General features: G+C 41.0%; 18 protein-coding genes and 1 rRNA gene. 5 read left to right on the top strand and 14 right to left on the bottom strand.

Annotated features, from left to right (window positions below; all coding sequences use genetic code 11):
* Nucleotides 1–64 precede the first annotated feature (64 nt).
* Both rrf and ABLA85_RS01075 read left to right on the top strand, forming a co-directional pair.
* Nucleotides 65–180, top strand: a 5S ribosomal RNA gene (rrf, locus tag ABLA85_RS01080).
* 139 nt (nucleotides 181–319) lie between these two features.
* Nucleotides 320–490, top strand: a complete 171-nt coding sequence (locus ABLA85_RS01075; RefSeq protein ID WP_367960585.1) for a Wadjet anti-phage system protein JetD domain-containing protein — start codon at nucleotides 320–322, stop codon at nucleotides 488–490.
* A gap of 39 nt (nucleotides 491–529) precedes the next feature.
* On the opposite strand, the gene actP is transcribed toward ABLA85_RS01075, so the two are convergent.
* The 3 genes from actP to acs form a co-directional block, all read right to left on the bottom strand.
* Nucleotides 530–2,191 carry a cation/acetate symporter ActP gene (gene actP / locus ABLA85_RS01070; RefSeq protein ID WP_367960583.1) on the bottom strand — a complete coding sequence of 554 codons (1,662 nt, stop codon included), beginning with the start codon at nucleotides 2,189–2,191 and terminating at the stop codon, nucleotides 530–532.
* Entirely contained in the window at nucleotides 2,188–2,499 is a 312-nt protein-coding gene (locus tag ABLA85_RS01065) for a DUF485 domain-containing protein (RefSeq protein ID WP_367960581.1), read from the bottom strand. Before ABLA85_RS01065 ends, actP begins: the two co-directional genes overlap by 4 nt.
* A gap of 182 nt (nucleotides 2,500–2,681) precedes the next feature.
* Nucleotides 2,682–4,637, bottom strand: coding sequence for an acetate--CoA ligase (gene acs, locus ABLA85_RS01060; protein WP_367960579.1), 1,956 nt, complete (start codon nucleotides 4,635–4,637; stop codon nucleotides 2,682–2,684).
* A gap of 394 nt (nucleotides 4,638–5,031) precedes the next feature.
* Here acs and sodA point away from each other — a divergent pair, with 394 nt between their 5' ends.
* From sodA to ABLA85_RS01045, 3 genes are all read left to right on the top strand, one after another.
* Nucleotides 5,032–5,658, top strand: a complete 627-nt coding sequence (gene sodA / locus ABLA85_RS01055) for a superoxide dismutase [Mn] (protein WP_367960578.1) — start codon at nucleotides 5,032–5,034, stop codon at nucleotides 5,656–5,658.
* A gap of 175 nt (nucleotides 5,659–5,833) precedes the next feature.
* Nucleotides 5,834–6,508, top strand: coding sequence for a 6-hydroxyaminopurine reductase (gene yiiM / locus ABLA85_RS01050; RefSeq protein ID WP_367960576.1), 675 nt, complete (start codon nucleotides 5,834–5,836; stop codon nucleotides 6,506–6,508).
* 205 nt (nucleotides 6,509–6,713) lie between these two features.
* A complete protein-coding gene (locus ABLA85_RS01045) occupies nucleotides 6,714–7,805 on the top strand; it encodes a glycosyltransferase (protein WP_367960575.1) in 1,092 nt (363 codons plus the stop codon).
* A 129-nt stretch (nucleotides 7,806–7,934) separates the two neighbouring features.
* On the opposite strand, the gene trpS is transcribed toward ABLA85_RS01045, so the two are convergent.
* The 11 genes from trpS to pilM form a co-directional block, all read right to left on the bottom strand.
* Nucleotides 7,935–8,969 (bottom strand): tryptophan--tRNA ligase, encoded by a 1,035-nt coding sequence (trpS, locus tag ABLA85_RS01040; RefSeq protein WP_367960573.1) that lies wholly within the window; start codon nucleotides 8,967–8,969, stop codon nucleotides 7,935–7,937.
* A 4-nt stretch (nucleotides 8,970–8,973) separates the two neighbouring features.
* Nucleotides 8,974–9,678, bottom strand: coding sequence for a phosphoglycolate phosphatase (locus ABLA85_RS01035; RefSeq protein ID WP_367960614.1), 705 nt, complete (start codon nucleotides 9,676–9,678; stop codon nucleotides 8,974–8,976).
* Nucleotides 9,679–9,692: 14 nt separating this feature from the next.
* Nucleotides 9,693–10,367 carry a ribulose-phosphate 3-epimerase gene (gene rpe, locus ABLA85_RS01030; RefSeq protein WP_367960571.1) on the bottom strand — a complete coding sequence of 225 codons (675 nt, stop codon included), beginning with the start codon at nucleotides 10,365–10,367 and terminating at the stop codon, nucleotides 9,693–9,695.
* 56 nt (nucleotides 10,368–10,423) lie between these two features.
* Nucleotides 10,424–11,242: an adenine-specific DNA-methyltransferase gene (gene dam, locus ABLA85_RS01025; RefSeq protein ID WP_367960569.1), complete on the bottom strand. Its 819-nt coding sequence runs from the start codon at nucleotides 11,240–11,242 to the stop codon at nucleotides 10,424–10,426.
* 85 nt (nucleotides 11,243–11,327) lie between these two features.
* Nucleotides 11,328–12,308, bottom strand: a complete 981-nt coding sequence (locus ABLA85_RS01020; RefSeq protein WP_367960567.1) for an SPOR domain-containing protein — start codon at nucleotides 12,306–12,308, stop codon at nucleotides 11,328–11,330.
* 211 nt (nucleotides 12,309–12,519) lie between these two features.
* A complete protein-coding gene (gene aroB / locus ABLA85_RS01015; RefSeq protein WP_367960566.1) occupies nucleotides 12,520–13,623 on the bottom strand; it encodes a 3-dehydroquinate synthase in 1,104 nt (367 codons plus the stop codon).
* Between the two features lie 45 nt (nucleotides 13,624–13,668).
* Nucleotides 13,669–14,190, bottom strand: coding sequence for a shikimate kinase AroK (aroK, locus tag ABLA85_RS01010; protein WP_038260059.1), 522 nt, complete (start codon nucleotides 14,188–14,190; stop codon nucleotides 13,669–13,671).
* 398 nt (nucleotides 14,191–14,588) lie between these two features.
* Nucleotides 14,589–15,659 carry a secretin N-terminal domain-containing protein gene (locus tag ABLA85_RS01005; RefSeq protein WP_367960613.1) on the bottom strand — a complete coding sequence of 357 codons (1,071 nt, stop codon included), beginning with the start codon at nucleotides 15,657–15,659 and terminating at the stop codon, nucleotides 14,589–14,591.
* Complete coding sequence (locus tag ABLA85_RS01000; protein ID WP_367960565.1) at nucleotides 15,659–16,201, bottom strand: hypothetical protein; 543 nt, start codon at nucleotides 16,199–16,201, stop codon at nucleotides 15,659–15,661. Before ABLA85_RS01000 ends, ABLA85_RS01005 begins: the two co-directional genes overlap by 1 nt.
* On the bottom strand, nucleotides 16,191–16,745 hold the full coding sequence (locus tag ABLA85_RS00995; RefSeq protein ID WP_367960564.1) for a PilN domain-containing protein: 555 nt from the start codon (nucleotides 16,743–16,745) through the stop codon (nucleotides 16,191–16,193). The genes ABLA85_RS01000 and ABLA85_RS00995 overlap by 11 nt, the downstream gene beginning before the upstream one ends.
* Nucleotides 16,742–17,644, bottom strand: a complete 903-nt coding sequence (gene pilM / locus ABLA85_RS00990) for a pilus assembly protein PilM (RefSeq protein ID WP_367960562.1) — start codon at nucleotides 17,642–17,644, stop codon at nucleotides 16,742–16,744. Before pilM ends, ABLA85_RS00995 begins: the two co-directional genes overlap by 4 nt.
* Between the last annotated feature and the right edge of the window lie 46 nt (nucleotides 17,645–17,690).

Genomic DNA, 17,690 nt, shown 5'->3' with positions numbered 1-17,690 from the left:
TTTCAGATAACGGTGACGCCAGGTGCGGCACTGACAGCTTGTTCGGGATTGAATACAGGATTTGTCTGGCGGCAATAGCGCGGCGGTCCCACCTGACCCCATGCCGAACTCAGCAGTGAAACGCCGTTGCGCCGATGGTAGTGTGGGGTCTCCCCATGCGAGAGTAGGGCACTGCCAGACAGTTATTTGACAGAGAAGCCATCCTTTACCGGATGGCTTTTTTGCATTTGCTCAATGAAATTGAGCCTTATACCTTTCCTTATTCCCCATGAATACCGTCGTGGTCTATTTTCCTTGTCGATCTTACCTTAATTGATTGATGGGGATTGAAGATACACCAACTGAAGTTGTTCCTGTCTTTCTTAGTGAAGAAGAAACTAATTTGTTTAATGGTCTGATTTCCGGTTGCTTTCAATCTTCTCGTCTGGAACAAGAACGTTTGTCATCAGATTATATTAAACATCAGCTCTCTGTTTGGTTAACAAAATAGAACCTGCCCAAAAGGGCAGGATAAGTTCAGGATTTAATGCTAATGTGCGTTTCCTTGCTCAATACCCAGGCCGGTCTGTGAACGTAAAAATTGCTTACGGAACATTTCTCTTTCCAATTGACCTTGTTCTGATGTATCTGTAATCGAGAAAAGCCATGCACCGGCAAATGCTACAATCATGGAAAATAGAGCTGGATACTCATAAGGATAGATGGGTTTTTCATGCCCAAGAATACTAACCCAGATTGTTGGGCCAAGGATCATCAATACGATGGCTATCATTAATCCCAACCATCCACCAATCAAAGCTCCACGTGTTGTCAGCCTGCTCCAGTACATCGACAATAAAATAATTGGGAAATTACAACTTGCTGCAATGGAGAAAGCCAGACCGACCATAAAAGCAATATTTTGTTTTTCGAACAAAATACCTAATCCAATAGCGATAATTCCCAGGAAGACTACAGTAATTTTGGAAATTTTTAACTCATCCCGTTCATTGGCTTGCCCTCGTTTAATCACATTAGCATAGAGATCATGAGAAACTGCTGAAGCACCAGCTAATGTCAGCCCTGCTACAACAGCTAAAATCGTGGCAAAAGCGACAGCAGAAATAAAGCCGAGGAAAAAATCACCGCCAACCGCACTTGCAAGATGGACTGCGGCCATATTAGTCCCACCAATTAATGTTCCAGTTGGATCTTTAAATGCAGCATTGGGGCTGACTAACAGTATTGCACCAAATCCAATGATAAAGGTTAGGATGTAGAAATAACCGATAAAACCGGTGGCATAGAAAACACTTTTGCGGGCTTCTTTAGCATCATTAACGGTAAAAAATCGCATGATGATATGCGGTAAGCCAGCAGTACCAAACATTAACGCCAGTCCTAAAGAGAGCGCAGATACCGGATCAGAAACTAATCCACCTGGACTCATAATATCCTGCCCGTGTGAGTGTACGGCAATAGCTTCTTTAAACAGGGTATTAAAATTGAAATTCACGGCTTTCATAACCATCAAAGCCATAAATGTTGCTCCAGCCAGCAATAAAATTGCTTTGATAATCTGAACCCACGTCGTTGCCAGCATGCCACCAAACAGTACATACAGAACCATTAGAATACCAACTAAAACAACAGCGATGTGGTAATTCAGCCCGAATAATAGTTCGATAAGTTTTCCGGCTCCAACCATTTGTGCGATCAAATATAACGCAACAACAACCAGAGATCCCATTGCAGATAAAGTACGGATAGGACGCTGTTTTAATCGATAAGAAGCGACATCAGCAAATGTATAACGTCCCAGATTTCTCAACCGTTCAGCGATCAGGAACAAAATAATTGGCCAGCCAACAAGAAAGCCGATGGAGTAAATCAGTCCATCATAACCGGAGGTATAAACCAACGCAGAAATCCCCAAAAAAGAGGCTGCTGACATATAGTCCCCAGCAATAGCCATTCCATTTTGAAAACCTGTGATCCGTCCTCCGGCAGTATAGTAATCTGAACGAGATATTGTTCGTTTTGATGCCCAATAAGTAATGTAAAGCGTGAATCCAACGAATAGCAGAAACATGATAATAGCCTGAATATTCAAAGGTTGCTTTTCTACATTACCTGAAAGGGCGTCTGCCTGGGCTAAAATAGGGTAGGAGGAAGGAAATAATAGGATTGTTGGGAGGAGGTGCTTTTTCATTTTCCCACCTCCTTGAGAATAGCAGATGTCAGACGATCAAATTCACCATTCGCTCTGACAACATAAATTCCTGTTAATATGAAAGAAATAAAAATAATACCGATACCAACAGGAATACCACGTGTTACGCTGGAGCCTTCGTAGAGAGGTGTGCCAAGCCATTCGGGGGCAAAGGCAATGAGAAAAATAAAACCAACATAAAGCATTAACATAATGATGGACAACAACCAGGCAAAACGTCCGCGCTTCTCAACTAATTCCCTGAAGCGAGGATTATTCTCAACCTCTTGATAAATATCGGCATTCATCAGAGTTTCTCCTTTTAAATGTTAAAGGACGCACCTTAAGCCACATTAAGGACTATTAAATCCGGAGCAACCATATTCGCAGGAATTCATGACTATTTATCACGTCCCTGAGCAGTTCTGCACTTTTGATGATACGTTACAAAGCCGCCCTACGGCGGCATTGGATGTCTTTACTGCATATGCTAAGGCATAGCCATGGACTGCTTTTCTTCTAGTAATTTTTCAACAACGCTAGGATCGGCTAAAGTGGAAGTATCTCCTAAGTTACTGGTATCACCGGAAGCAATTTTGCGCAAAATCCGTCGCATAATCTTTCCTGAACGCGTTTTGGGTAGAGAATCTGTCCAGTGAAGAATATCAGGGGTTGCAATTGGGCCGATTTCTTTGCGTACCCAGTTTTTGACATCGCTATACAACTCAGGAGAAGGTTCTTCACCATGAATTAATGTGACATAAGCGTAAATAGCTTGTCCTTTAATATGGTGAGGGATACCAACAACGGCCGCCTCAGCGATTTTAGGATGAGCTACCAGAGCCGATTCAATTTCAGCAGTACCCAATCGATGGCCTGAAATATTCAGCACATCATCAACACGGCCAGTAATCCAGTAATAGCCGTCTTCATCACGCCGGGCACCATCCCCACTGAAATATGCCCCTTTAAAGGTAGAAAAATATGTTTGCTCAAAACGATCATGATCACCAAATAGAGTCCTGGCTTGTCCTGGCCATGAATCGGTAATAACAAGATTCCCCTCGCATTCACCACTCAAAATGTCACCTGAGTTATCTACTAATGCGGGGCTAATGCCGAAGAATGGCAGAGTCGCTGATCCTGCTTTGAGATCAGTTGCTCCAGGTAATGGTGTAATCATGAAACCACCTGTTTCCGTTTGCCACCATGTATCGACAATAGGGCATTTACTGTTACCTATTTTTTTGTAATACCATTCCCAGGCTTCTGGGTTAATGGGTTCACCTACAGATCCCATGATGCGTAATGATGTGCGTTTGGTTCCTTCAATAGCTTTATCCCCTTCGGCCATTAATGCACGAATAGCAGTTGGTGCGGTATAGAGGATATTCACCTGGTGTTTATCAACAACCTGGCTGAGACGATTCACATCAGGATAGTTCGGTACACCTTCAAACATCACGGATGTTGCACCACAAGATAGCGGGCCATACAACAGATAACTATGACCTGTTACCCAACCGATATCGGCTGTACACCAATAAACTTCACCAGGACGGTAATCAAACGTATATTTGAACGTCAAAGACGCGTAGACCAGATAACCACCAGTGGTATGCAGAACACCTTTGGGTTTACCTGTGGAGCCGGAAGTATAAAGAATAAATAGCGGATCTTCTGCATTCATCTCTTCGGCCGGACAGTCTGCATTCATCCCATCAGTTAATTCATGCCACCATAAATCACGTTCGGTCTGCCAGTTTGTTGCATTATCTGTACGTTTGAAAACAACAACATTGGTAACACTTGTCACGGTTGGGTTGCTCAGTGCTTCATCAACATTTTTTTTCAGTGGAACAGTTCGTCCGACTCGTATGCCTTCATTAGCAGTAATAATTAACTTGGCATTTGAATCGATAACCCGACCAGAAATTGCATCAGGAGAAAAACCCCCGAAAATCACCGAGTGGATTGCGCCAATCCGGGCACAGGCCAGCATGGCAACGGCAGCTTCCGGCACCATTGGCATATAGATGGCGATGACATCACCTTTTTTAATCCCAATTTTTTTCAATGCATTAGCGAATTGACAGACATCGTGATATAGCTCTTTATACGTAACATGTCTGGATTCAGCGGGATTATCTCCTTCCCAGATAATGGCAGTCTGATCACCACGTTCTTGTAAATGGCGGTCAAGGCAGTTAGTACTTAGATTTAGTGTTCCATCTTCAAACCAACGGATACTGATATGTCCGGGGTCAAAAGAGCTGTTTTTAACCTTGGTATAAGGTCTTATCCAATCCAGTATCTTACCTTTCTCACCCCAGAACCCTTCAGGATCTTGTAGTGACCATTGGTAGTCTTGCCTATATTGTTGCTTGTTTATCAGGGCTGTTTCTGCGATGTCAGCAGGAATAGGGTGCTTGATTATTTGAGTCATATTTTTATCTCCTTGCAATTGTTAATACTATGTCAAAACAAGGTTAACTAAAGTGTAAGAAGAAATTTTGTTTCTTTTTTGCGCGGAAGATCACGCAATTGGAAAGAATGAATTTCATGAAATGATCATTTAGTGCGGCGTATTTGTGAAAATTAATTGTCATTAATAATTTCATTATTTAAACAAATACACTAACCGATGGATTTTATTTAGTTATTTCATCTGAGAAACACATTAAAAGAAAAATTAAAAAGAAACCATAGTTATAATATGGAATTGATAATCATTTTCATTATCGTTTAATTCACTATAATAATCTTGCAGTTCACAAGGTGTGAACCTCATACCCAATAAATAAAAGGTGTGTATATTTAAAAACAACTGGAGATATGACATGAGCCATTCATTACCTTCTCTACCATATCAGTATGATGCGCTAGAACCGCATTTCGATGAACAAACGATGATAATTCATCACACCAAACACCATCAAACCTACGTTACAAATACCAATACTGCATTAGAATCCTGTCCAGAACTCGCCTGTCTGGAGATTGATGAACTCATTCAGCGGCTTGATGAAGTTCCTGAGGATAAACGTACTTTTATGCGTAATAATGCAGGAGGTCATTCAAACCATAGTCTGTTCTGGAAGGGTTTGAAATTAGGGACAACTTTATCTGGTGCATTAAAAGCAGCAATAGAAAGGGATTTCGGTAGCGTTGATGCTTTCAAAGAAAAATTTGAACAAGCAGCCGCAACCCGTTTTGGCTCTGGGTGGGCCTGGTTAGTCTTAAAAGAAGATGGCAAACTTGACGTTGTTTCTACTGCAAATCAGGATAGCCCATTGATGGGTGAAGAAATTTCTGGTACTTCTGGCTATCCCATTTTGGGATTAGATGTGTGGGAACATGCTTATTATCTGAAGTATCAAAACCGTCGCCCCGACTATATTAAGGCATTTTGGCATGTCGTAAATTGGGAAGAAGCGGCAAAACGTTACGAAGAAAAAATGGAATAAGTTCTAAAAATCCCTCTCTTAATAATGCTGATCACTGTGGGGTCAGCATTTTTATTGCTCATAATATTCGCTATCATTTGACATCTTTTCTGCTTTAAAAGGGCAAAAAGATGAAGCTTGGCGCGTTTATTTGGTCAGGATAATATTTATATTAGCCTATTGAGGAGAAGTAGAAATGTATTATCCACAGGTATATAGAGGTAAAATAACATCTTCCGAAAAGTGGGGTTTCAGTGCAATCAACAAACTGTTGGTGAATGGACGATTACAGCTAACCTCTCTTGGTCTGGAAGGAGATGAACAGGCAGAGACTCGTTTTCATGGCGGCCCTGATCGCGCGCTTTGTCATTATCCTATGGAATATTACCTCTTTTGGAAAAGGCAATTTCCTGAATTAGTGGAATTATTTGTATCTCCCTTATTTGGTGAAAACATATCAACGGAAGGTATGACAGAAGAGAATGTTTATATTGGGGATATTTTCCAGTGGGGAGAGGCAATTATTCAGGTGACACAGCCCCGTTCTCCTTGCTACAAACTTAATCTTATTACTGGAATTGCGAATTTTGCAGCCATGATGCAGGATAAAGGGTATTGCGGTTGGTTATATCGGGTCATCTCTTCAGGTTTTGTCAGTGCTGCTGAACCACTAAAATTACTCAGTCGAAATAGTGATGTTTCTGTTAAGGATGCTATTTCCATTGCTTTCCATAGCCCATTTGATGGAGAACAATATCAACGTTTAATGGGGGCAGCAGGGTTATCTGCTAGCTGGAATCTGACGATGCAAAAGCGGATATTGCATGGAAAAATAGAGGACTTCAATCGTCGTTTATTTGGAAATAATTAAGAAAATCTTCAAACAATAAATCGTCAGAGCACAGTTGACGATAACCAGATTCTTGTTATCGTCATACTTATTTTTTAAATGTGATAAAAATCACAAAAATGTGTATTTACACTATTAAAATAGATTAGCCATACGAATTTCTAATTCTGCAAAAAATATAAATTTAATCAAAATTAAAACATTAATAATAATGAAGAGGTGATTTGTGAATATACCAAATAAAATCCACTATTTCTGGACTGGTAAAGATATACCAGAGAAGTTTATGAAAAATATTATTAAAATGAAAATGCATAATCAGGGTTTTGAAGTGCATTTATGGGTTCTTAACAAATCATTAATGACAAGAACATTTAATAATATAATAGAAAACATTGATAGTAAATTTGGTGTAATTAATGTAGGTGAGTTATTTGGATGTGAATTTGATAAGATTGGAGGAAAAGAGAAAATACAAAAATTAAATTATAAATTTAATGCTTTTTTTATTAGAGATATAGATGAAGCTTTTGACACTGTACATAAAAAACTTATACATTCGCATAAAAATATTATATTCTTGAAATCTATGTTTTATAGGAATATCAATGGATACTATCATAATTATGGAATGTCAAGTGATATTGCGCGTTCGGTTATTTTATATTTAGAAGGAGGTATTTACCTGGATGTTGATGTTGAATTGGAGAAGGCAAGTATTAAAAATATTTCTCAAGAGGCTAAATTTAGAAATGTTGATGCACCATTAGGAGTTGCTTTTGGTGATGTTAGAGGAAAATCCTGGAAGGTCAATTCTTTTGGTGGTACTGCAATTCTTGCTGCTAATGTTGGCTCAAAAGAAATTGAGAGTATTTTAATTTCTATGAGTGAAAGATTTTCATCCAACATGCTTAAGAGAGATGATAAATATAAAAATCCCACTAGTATTAGAAAGTTAAAATATTTTAGAGAGTGTAGAAATCCATGTAATGGGGCTAATGAAGAAGAAAGAAATGATACTTGGGCGACTTCACGAGTATTATGTGATTTTCGTTTTGAAGTAGGTATGAATACAGGACCTGATACTTATAAAAATCATTTATATACAATTGATCGAGAAAGAAGAGATAAAAGGCCTTCTAAAAATTTTAGATTTGAGAAAGAAAACGAAAATATTTTTAAATGTGTAGATGCAAGTGCAAAATGGAGACGTGAAAGGAAAGATCGTGTTATTCTGCATGATGATACAGAATTTCCTTCTGCATCTAATGTAACAAATAATGATATTATGCTTCGATTCAAAAAATTAAAATGGTAACTAAAACATTAACTACAAAAACAAAGGAGATATACTGATCTCCTTTGACAATAAATAATAAAAATACCCGTCGTCTTTCAAGTTTCAGATTTGTTAGCTCTATCTTGAAATCCATTGGGAATAACATGATTACGGATGAGCAATAAACCCAACCGCTTCATAGACTTTATCCAAAGTCGCTTGAGCACGAGCCTGTGCTTTAGCTGCGCCTTCTGCCATTATTTGGTTCAGTAGAACCTCATCATTACGGAAATGATGGAAACGCTCTTGTAAACCTGCCAGCATTTCACATACTGCATCTGCTACTGCACCTTTCAGATGACCGTACATTTTTCCTTCAAATTCGGCTTCCAGTTCAGGAATTGTTTTACCTGTGACGCCAGAAAGTATATCCAACAAATTGGAAACACCAGGCTTATTTTCCAGATCATAACGTACACGAGGTGGTTCTTCGGAATCAGTAACTGCACGTTTGATTTTCTTAGCAACAGATTTTGGATCTTCCAACAGAGCAATCACGTTATTACGGTTATCATCTGACTTTGACATTTTCTTATTCGGATCTTGCAATGACATCACGCGTGCACCACCTTTCGGAATGAATGGTTCTGGCACAGCGAAAATGTCACCGTATAAAGCATTAAAGCGCAGTGCTAAATCACGGGTCAGTTCAAGATGCTGTTTCTGGTCAATGCCAACAGGGATCTGATTAGCTTGGTAAAGCAAGATATCAGAAGCCATCAGGACAGGATATTCAAATAAACCAGCATTAATGTTTTCTGGATAACGGGCTGATTTATCCTTAAATTGAGTCATGCGGCTGAGTTCGCCGAAATAGGTGTAACAGTTTAATACCCAAGCCAGTTGAGTATGTTGTGGAACATGTGACTGGACGAAAATAGTGCTTTTCTTTGGATCAATGCCACAAGCAAGGTAAAGTGCCAGCGTATCCAGTGTGCGTTTTTTCAGTTCTTCGGGATCTTGGCGTACGGTAATAGAATGTTGATTAACGATGCAGTAGATACAATCATATTCATCCTGCATTTTAACCCACTGACGTAACGCCCCCATGTAGTTACCGATGGTCAATTCACCGGAGGGTTGTGCGCCGCTGAATACAATGGGTTTTTGTGCGTTTGGTTTCATTGCAGTGGGTTCATTCATTTTATTACGCTTCCTGTAAGTTCAAAGTTGATAGTCCAATTGTTGGGATTAAATCCGAGAAATTGTCCAATACATAATTCGGACGACTTAATGCTATAGATTCCCCATAGTTATATCCATAGGTTAAGCCAACACAAGGACAACCTGCTGCTTGTGCAGCCAAAATATCATTACGTGAATCACCAACGAAAAGCAATTCTTCCTTATGTAGACCAAACATGCCCATTGTCAGATACAGCGGTGCCGGATGCGGTTTTTTCTGTTTAACATCGTCACCACCTAGCACCAGTGAAAAGTATTCACTGATACCTAATGATTCCAGCAATGGTGCAACAAAAGGTGTTGGCTTGTTAGTGACAATCGCCATCGGCAGGTTAAGTTTTGCCAGCTCTGCCAACGTTTCTTTGACATGAGGAAAGAGTGTGCTGCCTGTCGTGACGGTGGTTTTATAGAATTTATCAAACAGCTCACGGATTTCATGGTGCAATTCTGGGGTAAATTCTACTGTTGACCATTTCAATGCGCGTTCCACCATGATATCTGCGCCATTACCCACCCAAACCGCAACGCGTTCTTTGCCTGCTGCGGGCAATCCTTTGGCAATCAGAGCCTGATCTAAAGCATCGGCTAGGCCACCGGCACTGTCGATCAGTGTTCCATCCAGATCAAATGCAATGGCCCGAATATTTTTAACTGCATTTTTTCCCATCATGTTGTCTGCCATTATGCTACTGTTGATAATTCACGGCGCATCTCATCAATAACCGTTTTATAGTCAGGTTGACTGAAAATAGCGGAGCCTGCGACGAACATATCCGCCCCTGCCTGAGCTGCTGCGGCAATATTATTGGCTTTGATACCACCATCAACTTCAAGGCGAATATCGTATCCACTTTCATCAATAAGTTTGCGTACCTGACGCAGTTTGTTTAGGGTTTCTGGAATGAAAGATTGACCGCCGAAACCAGGGTTAACTGACATCAACAAAATGACATCCAGTTTATCCATAACATAATCAAGGTAGCTGAGAGATGTTGCCGGATTGAAAACCAAACCTGCTTTACAACCGTGATCTTTAATCAGTTGCAGTGTTCGGTGAACATGCTCGCTCGCTTCGGGATGGAAAGTGATATAGGTTGCACCTGCTTTGGCAAAATCGGGGATAATGCGATCAACAGGTTTTACCATCAGGTGAACATCAATCGGAGCGGTAATATCATAATTGCGCAGAGCCTGACAGACCATCGGACCAATTGTCAGGTTCGGGACGTAATGGTTATCCATAACGTCAAAGTGCACAACATCAGCACCTGCTGCCAATACCTTTACGGTATCTTCACCCAGACGGGCAAAATCTGCGGATAGAATGGATGGGGCAATCAGAAAATCTTTCTTCATTATTCTCTTCTCCAATTCATTGTTTACCCCGTTATTTCAGGGGCAGGAAACCTCAATCACTTCTGGCAGTATAACGCCAAAAGCTCATCAACTTTACTGCGGGCAAGAATATTTCTACTTATTGTCCGGCGGGCTTTAACAATGTAAAGGGAAGCTTGATGATACCATTCCCGTGTCATCGGCGTGTCATGATTGGATATAAGCACGGGAATATCTTGTTGCGACGAGAGATTATAGGCGAGCCGAGCCAGATTTTCCTGATCCAGGAGGTGAAAACTATTTGTATGGTAGGCTGTAAAATTTGCTGTTGCTGAAAGAGGTGCATAAGGCGGATCGCAATAAACGACTGAGCCTTTTGGCGCTTTAGTGAGTGCGATTCCGTAATGCTGGCAGATAAAAGAGGCCTTCTGGGATTTTTCGGCAAACCAGTACAATTCATCTTCTGGAAAATAAGGTTTTTTATAGCGCCCGAAAGGAACGTTAAACTCGCCCCGTGAGTTATAGCGGCAAAGGCCATTATAACAGTGGCGATTAAGGTACAGAAACAACACACTGCGATAGAATGGGTCTTTACTGTTGTTGAACTCTTCTCTCAAGTGATAGAAGATCTCAGACGTGTTGAACTCTGGTGAAAATAAGGGACGGACATGATCAATAAATTCATCCGCACTGGATTTTACTGTGTTGTACAGGTTGATTAGATCACTGTTGATATCTGATAAGATGTAAGAATCATAATCGGTATTCAGGAATACCGAACCTGCGCCAACAAATGGCTCAATTAAGCGCTCGCCCTCTGGCAGATAACGTTTAATGTCATCCACCAAAGGGTATTTTCCACCGGCCCATTTTAAGAAAGCGCGTTTTTTTTTCATGCCGTCAAATAAAGTATTCAATAATTTCAGAGCCGCAGATTGTACTCTGTTTAGGACAGCATATCAGCGCCTAATAAAAATAGTTTTATTTTTTCAGATCTTGATGAACCTGTTGTAGTTTTCTCACCCAAGGTTTTTGAGTCTGAATGTCTGTAGGGAGTAAAGAAATTGCCTTTTTGGCCTCAGAAGCGGAGTTGTAGCTACCGTAGATCAAAATAAACCATGTCTTATCATTACGTTTGGTTTCATAAACCTTGTAGTTGGCAAGGTTATTCTTTTTTGCAAAAGCGATCAAAGTATCAGAGCGACTAGCGCTACTCAATTGAAGTGTAAACCGATTTGCAGGTACTTTCAGTAAATCACCTGCTGCATTTGCAACACTCTGCTTATTTGCCTGATGATCGATGAGGGCAGGTTTAGCTGTTTCCTTGTGTTGCTTGTCTGTTTTTTCTATTTTGGGAGATGCAACCTTTTCCGTTTTTTTCTGTTCTTCCCTCGGTGTTACTGTTTGTTTTAATGGGTTATTTTGTGATGATGACAGATTTTTTTGCACGCTATCGTTAATGTTGCTCTGTTGTTGATTTAAAGCATCAGAAATATCGCCAGGTAACTCTATGCGTTGGTTGTAGCCACCCGTTCCGGTTGTTGCAGGAGCGGGATCTTGACTAGGAGTACTGCTGATTGGTGGCATACCGATTTCGCGCGGATTATTTGTTGACGAAGTCGATGTGGCAGGTTCAGATGGATTTCCCTGCATACTATTTTGCGCATTTGTTGCTTGCGTGTTAGTAGAAGATGATGGAGAGCCTGACAGATCGATATTTTTCTCGACTGAATTCGGTGATCGCTGTTTTTCATGCTCGGTTGGGGATTTTAGGGCAGAACTAATAGCGATAATCAGTAATAAAAGTACCAGGATACCGATCCCAATCATCATTTGTTGACGTGATACTGCCAGCTTTGGGCGCTGGTTTTGAGTTCGTGATCTCTGAGGGCGGCGATCAGAAGCGTCAGGTTTAAATTCGTTTTTTGTTTCTTGCTTATTTTCTGATTTTAATTCGTCCATATACCCTCCCAGCCGAGATAATACTGCCAATTACTATTCTATAGGTTTTGTCTATAGATTTGGTCTATAGGTTTGGCAGCCTGACCTAACTAAAACCGATAATAAAACTGATAGTGTATTATACCCTTTGTCTTTCAGGTTGCCTCTTTGTTGGCGGCAAATTGAAAGCTATCAGGTGTATCTATCAATGTAGCTATTTTATAGCAAACAGCTAGAGAATGATGGAGCAATCTCTGCAACGTCGAATGGCATCCAATATGACGTCAGTACTGATATCAGAACGAAGTTCTGCTTCCCCTATCACCTTAGGCAAAATCAGGCGAAGTTTACCCGCTGATACTTTTTTATCACGCATCATGTGAGGTAAATAATCTTCAGGGGACATTATTGCCGGGCCGTGAACGGGTAGTTTTGCTCTTTCCAGCAAGTTGATGATGCGTTGTGTATCCTGACTGGAAAATGTTCCGACAAGTTCAGAAGCTCGTGCAGCCATTACCATACCCGCAGCGACAGCTTGACCATGCAGCCAGACGCCATAACCCATTTCCGCTTCAATGGCATGTCCGAAAGTATGGCCGAGATTTAATAAAGACCGCATTCCACTGCGTTCATATTCATCTGCTGCGACGACAAATGCCTTCAATTCACAGCAACGACGGATACAGTAAGCCATTGCTTGATGATCAAGAGTGATTAATTTCTCAATATTATCTTCAAGCCAGCTAAAAAACTCACCATCCAGAATCACACCATATTTGATCACTTCCGCTAATCCGGCATACAACTCTTGGGCTGGTAAGGTATTTAAACAATTGAGATCAATGACAACGGAGGCGGGTTGGTAAAAAGCCCCAATCATATTTTTACCAAGGGGATGGTTGACCCCTGTTTTTCCGCCAACGGAAGAGTCAACCTGAGAAAGTAGAGTGGTGGGTATCTGAATGAAACGAACGCCGCGTTGATAGCTGGCGGCAGCAAACCCCGTCATATCACCGATGACACCACCACCGAGAGCGATAAGCGTTGTGTCACGACTGTGATTATTTTCCAATAAGGCAGAAAATATGTCATTGAGCACAAAAAGTGATTTGTATTGTTCACCGTCAGGCAAGATAACTTCATTTACCTGAAGACCCATACTCTGCAATGTGGATTTTACCTGTTCAAGATACAGGGGGGCCAGTGTTTCATTGGTCACTATCATGACCTGCTGACCAGATTGCAGGGGCTTGAATGCTTCACTGCTGGAAAACAGCCCTTGGGCGATGGTAATCGGATAGCTTCTTTCACCTAACGTAACAATCACTTGTTCCATATCAGCTTTCGCCTTATCGTGTGCTGCGGAGCGAGTCCGCAAAGATCAATTTTTTTCCAATAGCTCAATAATTTGGTTAGCTACAACTTTGGCACTTTGCTCATCTGTACGTATAGTCAGGTCAGCAATTTCCTCATAAAGAGGATTGCGCTCATCAGCCAGATTTTCTAAAACTTCACGTGCTGGTGCATCAACTTGAAGTAAAGGGCGTTTTTTGTCGCGCTGGGTACGAGCTAACTGTTTTTCTATGGTTGTTTCTAAATAGACGACTACACCACGGGCAGACAGACGATTGCGGGTTTCTTTTGATTTAACTGAACCACCCCCAGTTGCCAATACAATGCCTTGTTTCTCAGTCAGTTCGTTAATTATTTTTTCTTCGCGTTCACGGAAGCCTTCTTCGCCTTCCACATCGAATACCCAGCCCACGTCAGCTCCGGTACGTCGCTCAATTTCTTGATCAGAGTCGTAAAACTCCATATTGAGTTGCTGAGCTAACTGACGACCAATAGTGCTTTTGCCGGCACCCATAGGCCCAACCAGAAAGATATTGCGTTTCTCTGCCATGTTTTTGGTATTACTAAGATATTTGTTAATGATAACCCGCCCCGCCAATCAGATTAGCCGCGGGACCTAAACTGAAACCTCATGAGTGAGAATGTGAGATCAGATAGAAAAATTATCTCAATACATCAGCCTATATTGCAACTATATAAATTTGCACGAACCTGTGAAGTGAGGTTCATGCTTTTTCGGCTGATTATGATCCACCTGTGTATATTCCGATAGGCTCTTACTGGTGATGAGAGACCTGCTCACTCAATTAGGTAAACCTTGTATGCTAAATTACTCTCAGCGTCAAATCCATAAACAGGTCAGACCAAGAAAAATAACCAGCAATATGGTAGAAAAAGCACAGAGACCTTTATCAACTGACTGATAAATATGTATATATTTTCATTTGATCAAATATTGTCCAGTTGAGGTGTAATAAAAATTACGAGCTCCCTTCGACTATGCCGTTCTCCTTGCTGGCTAAATAATGATCCCAACAGAGGAATGTCTGATAAGTAAGGAACTTTTTGTGTGCTGGCGCCTTTTTTCTGTTGGAAAATTCCACCCAGAATGAGAGTTTCGCCGTTTCTGACGGTAACTTGTGTCATAATTTCCTGTTTATCGATAGCCAGATTTTCATTTCCTCCCTGATTAATAGGAAGGCCGGGCGCATTTTGACTGATTTTCAACATTAACCGGATTTTTCCTTGCCTTAAGATGTGTGGAGTCACTTCCATGCCTAATACTGCCTCCTTAAATTGAATCGTTGTTTTGTTTTTATTCTGAACGAGATAAGGGATATCAGAACCCTGTTTGATACTGGCAGGTTGTTGATGTGAAGCAATCAGACGTGGGCTGGCGATGATATCCAGTTGATTTTCCTGCTCCAGGGCGCTGAGTTCCATTTCTAACAGATTTGCATGGATGCGGGCAGTGTTCAGTACCAATCGGTGGCTTTGATTTCCTGCGGGCTGATGCAGGTTCAAGCGGTTGAGGCCGAGTGAGCGATTTTGTGGATCGGCTGCGATACCCCAGTGAATACCTAGCTCATGTAACGCTTCTCTGCTGCTCGTGACAATATGGGCTGTGATTTGCACTTGCTGTTGTGGTGTATCCACTTCTTTCAGCCAGTTTTTGATGCGAGTGATAGCATCAAACTTATCTTCTAATATCAAACTATTCGTTAAATTATCATGTTCCACTTTTCCCCATTTTGTCAGTAAGGCAGGGGTGTTTTTTTGTAATTGCTCTGTTATTTGTCCGGCATCCGCGTATTGCAGAGGAATAACCTGATATTCTATTTCTTGTTCTTCTTGATCTGTCGGGAAGAACTGAACTTCTTCATCTGCGATATTTTTTGGTGGCTGAAAAGGGTCTCTCACTGTCATTGAATAAGCTGTTTCTTCCGGTTCTATTTCTTCGGCGAAACAGGAAACAGCCAGGAGCAGGAAGGCCAGTAAAGCAAAAGCACGACGATTCATCATTTTTCCTCATAGCCAATATCTTTCAGCACCATACGGACAGTCAAACTGTTATCGGCGGGTGTGATTGTGAGATGTTTTATCAGCAAGATAGGTTGTAATTGCTGAATCTCATTGATGAAACGGAGTAATTGTTCATAGGTCAGTGACAGTATGATATGCCATAAAACTTGATCACCTTCCTTGATGCTCTTCCATTCCATGAGTTGACTCCCGGAATTGACTAAAGGCTGGTGGAGTCGTTTAAGTACGGTAGTTTTTAGCGGCGATGGGATGTGACTGTTCTGGCCGAGTTTGACTGTTATTTGTTGGATCTGCTGGTGGAGCTCAGTTAGGTTAGGTAATGCGGAAAATTGGTTTTGAGACAAGGCCAGATCATTTTTTTGTTCTGTCAGTTTAACTTGAAGAGAATGAATGACATCTTCACTCTTTTGCCAAACAAAAAAATAGAAGCCCAATATAAGAGGAACGATCACCAATTGCTGCAATAAAAATAACTGCCATATGGGGCGAAATAACCACACAAGATAATTATTTTTCATTTCTGTCTCCCATCAACCAGTCTGCATCAATGGTGAATACCTTGAGATAATCTTCAGATGTGGTGGTCATTTTTTTCAATTGGACATTGATAAGTGAGGTATGACTCGTCAAGTTATCCAGTAAATTGGAGACATCTTCATAACTTTGGCTGTTGGCTGCAAAAACTAATTGCCCGGTGTCATCACTGAAAGCAGTAAGCCAGCTTTTCTCCGGTAATAAATGGGGAAGTTGGCGAAATAGCTGTAAATATCGTTGATTCTGTTCCATGAAAATCTGTTTTTTCCTTAACTGTTGGGTCAACTGATGGTGATAATGAACCGCTTGTTCTGTTTCACTGATAATTTGTTTTACTTGCTCAAGTTGCTGGCTATTTTGGGCAAATTGAACGTGATATTGTTCGATTTCCTGCTGCTGTTGTATTGAGATAAATATGCAAAAAGCCCCCCATAGAATCAATTGCAGGCCAAGAAACAATCCCCATTTCCAGTATTGGCGTTTAAGTTTTGCCTGACGCCAAGGCAAGAAATTAACCTGATACATCATTGGTCATCCGGTCTGAGAGCCAGCCCGGCAGCTATAACGAAAGCATCTGTTTGTGTCGGCAACGGAGGCTGATAATGGCGAAATGCTGCCAGCATATGCCAGGCATGAACGGGTTCTTTAGGTTCGGTTTGCTGTTTTTCTTTATTGATATCAGTAAATTGTTCGTCACTGTAATAAATGGTGTGGTTTTTACTCTCCATTGTCATGGGTAACTGGCTAATAACTTGTGTCAGGAATGGATGAGACTGGGTTGAGATCAATCCATAATTAAAAGGGAGATTAGCTGGAGAGACCCATAGCCAGTCAGTTATCCGTTTATGGATCAACCAACTGTCATTGGGAATACCGGCAGATTCTGCTGCATAACGTAATGCACAGGGTGCAATATCAATGGCATCAGGGAATAAACCAATTTCTGCGAGTAGTTCAATCCAGAAGTTGAGATCTTTTTGTCGGGTTGCACTGATGCAGATTTGCTGACCATGAACCCGATAATCCAGGGCAAGATCAGTGACAGGAAATTGTTTTTCAGCGTTGGCGTGAACAAACCATCCGAGTTCAGGTTCCTGTAATGAGATATGGTGAGGCAAAGCGATCTGTTTCTGTAAGGTTTGCTGAACAGGCAGTGCCAGCCTTAATTTAATCTTGTTAGGTAATATTTGACGCCATTGCATTAAAATATGCTGTAATTTTTCAGGGTGCTGTAACCATCCTCCTGAGACAGTGCCGTGTGGTGTGTCTTTTAATAATGGTATTTCATTAAATAAAGGTATCTTATTAAATAAGGAGTATTGCCAGCAATGACGGAGTTGCCAGCCATTGCGGCGTTTAATAGCCGCGATTGCCCGAATGTAATGTTCATGGATATCCAATCCGATATACCATTTTGATGGGTACATATTGTGATCTCCTTATCAGTGATGAGTGACAAGTTGTTATTAATGA

Origin of the sequence: Xenorhabdus sp. SGI246 (genome assembly GCF_040838225.1) — a bacterium.
In the GTDB taxonomy this organism is placed as follows: Bacteria; Pseudomonadota; Gammaproteobacteria; order Enterobacterales; family Enterobacteriaceae; genus Xenorhabdus; species Xenorhabdus indica.
This window is presented reverse-complemented; position numbering and strand designations above follow the sequence as displayed.

Coding starts and splice junctions, on each gene's coding strand:
- acs (WP_367960579.1), bottom strand. CDS start 4,637: ATGACTCAAATAATCAAGCACCCTATTCCTGCTGACATCGCAGAAACA.
- ABLA85_RS01005 (WP_367960613.1), bottom strand. CDS start 15,659: ATGAATCGTCGTGCTTTTGCTTTACTGGCCTTCCTGCTCCTGGCTGTT.
- rpe (WP_367960571.1), bottom strand. CDS start 10,367: ATGAAGAAAGATTTTCTGATTGCCCCATCCATTCTATCCGCAGATTTT.
- aroB (WP_367960566.1), bottom strand. CDS start 13,623: ATGGAACAAGTGATTGTTACGTTAGGTGAAAGAAGCTATCCGATTACC.
- actP (WP_367960583.1), bottom strand. CDS start 2,191: ATGAAAAAGCACCTCCTCCCAACAATCCTATTATTTCCTTCCTCCTAC.
- ABLA85_RS01065 (WP_367960581.1), bottom strand. CDS start 2,499: ATGAATGCCGATATTTATCAAGAGGTTGAGAATAATCCTCGCTTCAGG.
- ABLA85_RS01075 (WP_367960585.1), top strand. CDS start 320: ATGGGGATTGAAGATACACCAACTGAAGTTGTTCCTGTCTTTCTTAGT.
- aroK (WP_038260059.1), bottom strand. CDS start 14,190: ATGGCAGAGAAACGCAATATCTTTCTGGTTGGGCCTATGGGTGCCGGC.
- sodA (WP_367960578.1), top strand. CDS start 5,032: ATGAGCCATTCATTACCTTCTCTACCATATCAGTATGATGCGCTAGAA.
- pilM (WP_367960562.1), bottom strand. CDS start 17,644: ATGTACCCATCAAAATGGTATATCGGATTGGATATCCATGAACATTAC.
- ABLA85_RS01000 (WP_367960565.1), bottom strand. CDS start 16,201: ATGAAAAATAATTATCTTGTGTGGTTATTTCGCCCCATATGGCAGTTA.
- dam (WP_367960569.1), bottom strand. CDS start 11,242: ATGAAAAAAAAACGCGCTTTCTTAAAATGGGCCGGTGGAAAATACCCT.
- yiiM (WP_367960576.1), top strand. CDS start 5,834: ATGTATTATCCACAGGTATATAGAGGTAAAATAACATCTTCCGAAAAG.
- trpS (WP_367960573.1), bottom strand. CDS start 8,969: ATGAATGAACCCACTGCAATGAAACCAAACGCACAAAAACCCATTGTA.
- ABLA85_RS01020 (WP_367960567.1), bottom strand. CDS start 12,308: ATGGACGAATTAAAATCAGAAAATAAGCAAGAAACAAAAAACGAATTT.
- ABLA85_RS01035 (WP_367960614.1), bottom strand. CDS start 9,678: ATGGGAAAAAATGCAGTTAAAAATATTCGGGCCATTGCATTTGATCTG.
- ABLA85_RS00995 (WP_367960564.1), bottom strand. CDS start 16,745: ATGATGTATCAGGTTAATTTCTTGCCTTGGCGTCAGGCAAAACTTAAA.